Origin of the sequence: Rhizobacter sp., from assembly GCF_035702065.1 — a bacterium.
Classification (GTDB): domain Bacteria; phylum Pseudomonadota; class Gammaproteobacteria; order Burkholderiales; family Burkholderiaceae_C; genus Rhizobacter.
Map to the genome: position 1 here is coordinate 1 of NZ_DASSRA010000241.1, position 2745 is coordinate 2745.

The window sequence follows — 2745 nt, forward strand, 5'->3', positions numbered from 1 at the left end:
TGCGTGACCTGGGGGTGAGCGGGCGCGAACCGCGCGAGGCGCTGCCGCGCATCCGCGAGACGCTGGTGGGCCTGGTCGACGGCAGCGACGACGCCTTGTCGCGCCCCGGCCAGTTCGGGGCCGACACGCGCGTGCGCCACCTGATCGGCATCGACCCGGCGCGCGGCGGCATCGCGGTGAGCGACGAGGTCGAGCCCGGCATGCAGGTGGCTTTCTGCCGCCGCGACACCGAGGCGGCGCGGCGTGACCTGATCCGCATCTGCAGCGAGATCCGCGAAGAGGTCGAGCCCGAGGCTTTGTCCATCGAAGCGGCGCTGGCGCTGCAGGGTGCGGGTGTCGAGCAGTCGCCGCACCCGGCGCGCAGAATCGCCGGCGCCCTCTACGTGAGCTGCGTGGGCCGCGGCGGCCCGCACTTCGGTGCGCCCTCGGCCGAGCTCGCCATCATCCGCCGCGCTCTGGGCGACGTGCCCCTGGCCGGCTTCTTCGCCTCGGGCGAGATCGCGCGGCGCCACCTCTACGGCTACACCGGTGTGCTGACGGTGTTCCCGTCCGCTTGAAGAACGGCATGAACGACATGACCCAACTCCCCACTGCGACGCGCGACGAACGCGTGGCGCGCCAATCGCTCGTCGTGGCTGAGCTCGCGGCCCTGCTGCCGCCGCATGCCCTGCTGTGGCAGAGCGAAGACACCACGCCCTACGAGTGTGACGGCCTCACCGCCTACCGCGAGCAGCCGCTGGCCGTGGCCCTGCCCGAGACCGAGGAGCAGGTGGCCGCGGTGCTGCGGGCCTGCCACAAGCTGTCCGTTCCCGTGGTGGCGCGCGGCGCCGGCACCGGCCTGTCGGGCGGCGCGCTACCGCACCGCCTGGGCGTGACGCTGAGCCTGGCCAAGTTCAACAAGATCCTGCGTGTCGACTCGATGGCGCGCACGGCCACCGTGCAGTGCGGCGTGCGCAACCTCGCCATCAGCGAGGCCGCCGCGCCCTACGGCCTGTACTACGCGCCTGACCCAAGCAGCCAGATCGCCTGCACCATCGGCGGCAACATCGCCGAGAACTCCGGCGGCGTGCACTGCCTCAAGTACGGCCTCACGGTGCACAACGTGCTGCGTGTGCGCGGCTTCACGGCAGAGGGCGAGGCGGTGGAGTTCGGCTCCGAGGCGCTCGACGCGGCGGGGCTGGACCTGATGGCCGTGATGGTCGGCAGCGAAGGCATGCTGGCGGTGGTGACCGAAGCCACCGTGAAGCTCGTACCCAAGCCGCAGCTGGCGCGCTGCATCATGGCCAGCTTCGATGACATCCGCCGCGCCGGCGACGCGGTGGCCAACATCATCGCGGCGGGCATCATCCCGGCCGGGCTGGAGATGATGGACAAGCCCATGGTGGCCGCCGTCGAAGACTTCGTGAAGGCCGGCTACGACCTCAACGCCGCCGCCATCCTGCTGTGCGAGAGTGACGGCACGCCCGAAGAGGTGGCCGAAGAGATCGGCCGCATGCAGGACGTGCTGATCGAAAGCGGCGCCACCCGCATGGAAGTGAGCCGCGACGAGGCCCAGCGCCTGCGCTTCTGGAGCGGGCGCAAGAACGCCTTCCCCGCCAGCGGGCGCATCAGCCCCGACTACATGTGCATGGACTCCACCATCCCGCGCAAGCGCCTGGCCGACATCCTGATCGCCATCAACGGCATGGAGCAGAAGTACCAGCTGCGCTGCGTGAACGTCTTCCACGCCGGCGACGGCAACCTGCACCCGCTGATCCTCTTTGACGCCAACGACCCCGACCAGCTGCACCGCTGCGAGCTGTTCGGCGCCGAGATCCTGGAGACCAGCGTGGCGCTGGGCGGCACGGTGACGGGCGAGCACGGCGTGGGCATCGAGAAGCTGTCGTCGATGTGCGTGCAGTTCTCGCCGGCCGAGCGCGAGCAGATGCTGGGCTTGAAGCGCGCCTTCGATCCCGAAGGCCTGCTCAACCCCGGCAAGGTGATTCCCACGCTGCACCGCTGTGCCGAGTACGGGAAGATGCACGTGCGCAAGGGCTTGCTGCCCTTTGCCGAACTGCCTCGGTTCTAGGGGGGCCGGAAGGCGCTGCCTTCCTATAATCGCCCGTTCCCCAGAGGCAGCCGCTCGCCGGCTCGATCCATGAACCCCGATTTCAAGCCCACCGACATCGAGCGCGCCGCCCAGGCCGCGTGGACGAACGCCGACGCCTACCGCGTCACCGAGGACGCCTCCAAGCAGAAGTTCTACGCCTGCTCCATGCTGCCCTACCCCAGCGGCAAGCTGCACATGGGGCACGTGCGCAACTACACCATCAACGACATGCTCACGCGCCAGCTGCGCATGAAGGGCATGAACGTGCTGATGCCCATGGGCTGGGACGCCTTCGGCCTGCCGGCCGAGAACGCCGCCATCAAGAACAAGGTGCCGCCGGCCAAGTGGACCTACGACAACATCGCCTACATGAAGAAGCAGATGCAGGCGATGGGGCTGGCCATCGACTGGTCGCGTGAAGTCGCCACCTGCTCGCCCGACTACTACCGCTGGAACCAGTGGCTGTTCCTGAAGATGCTGAAGGCCGGCATCGCCGAGCGCCGCACCCAGGTCGTCAACTGGGACCCGGTCGACCAGACCGTGCTGGCCAATGAGCAGGTGATCGACGGCAAGGGCTGGCGCTCGGGCGCGACGGTCGAGAAACGCGAGATCCCCGGCTACTACCTCAACATCACGAAGTACGCCGACGAGCTGCT

General features: G+C 68.9%; 3 protein-coding genes. All 3 read left to right on the forward strand.

From position 1 onward, the window contains the following. Window positions 1-557 (forward strand): FIST C-terminal domain-containing protein (locus tag VFL64_RS11155; RefSeq protein ID WP_489540448.1); only part of this gene is annotated, 557 nt, incomplete at its 5' end. 8 nt (window positions 558-565) lie between these two features. Beyond that, complete coding sequence (locus tag VFL64_RS11160) at window positions 566-2068, forward strand: FAD-linked oxidase C-terminal domain-containing protein (protein ID WP_489540449.1); 1503 nt, start codon at window positions 566-568, stop codon at window positions 2066-2068. Between the two features lie 69 nt (window positions 2069-2137). Beyond that, window positions 2138-2745, forward strand: a 608-nt coding sequence (locus tag VFL64_RS11165) for a class I tRNA ligase family protein (protein WP_489540450.1), incomplete at its 3' end; no start/stop codon positions are given.

Excerpts from the sequence above, each read along its gene's own strand:
- VFL64_RS11160 (WP_489540449.1), top strand. The coding sequence starts at position 566 with ATGAACGACATGACCCAACTCCCCACTGCGACGCGCGACGAACGCGTG.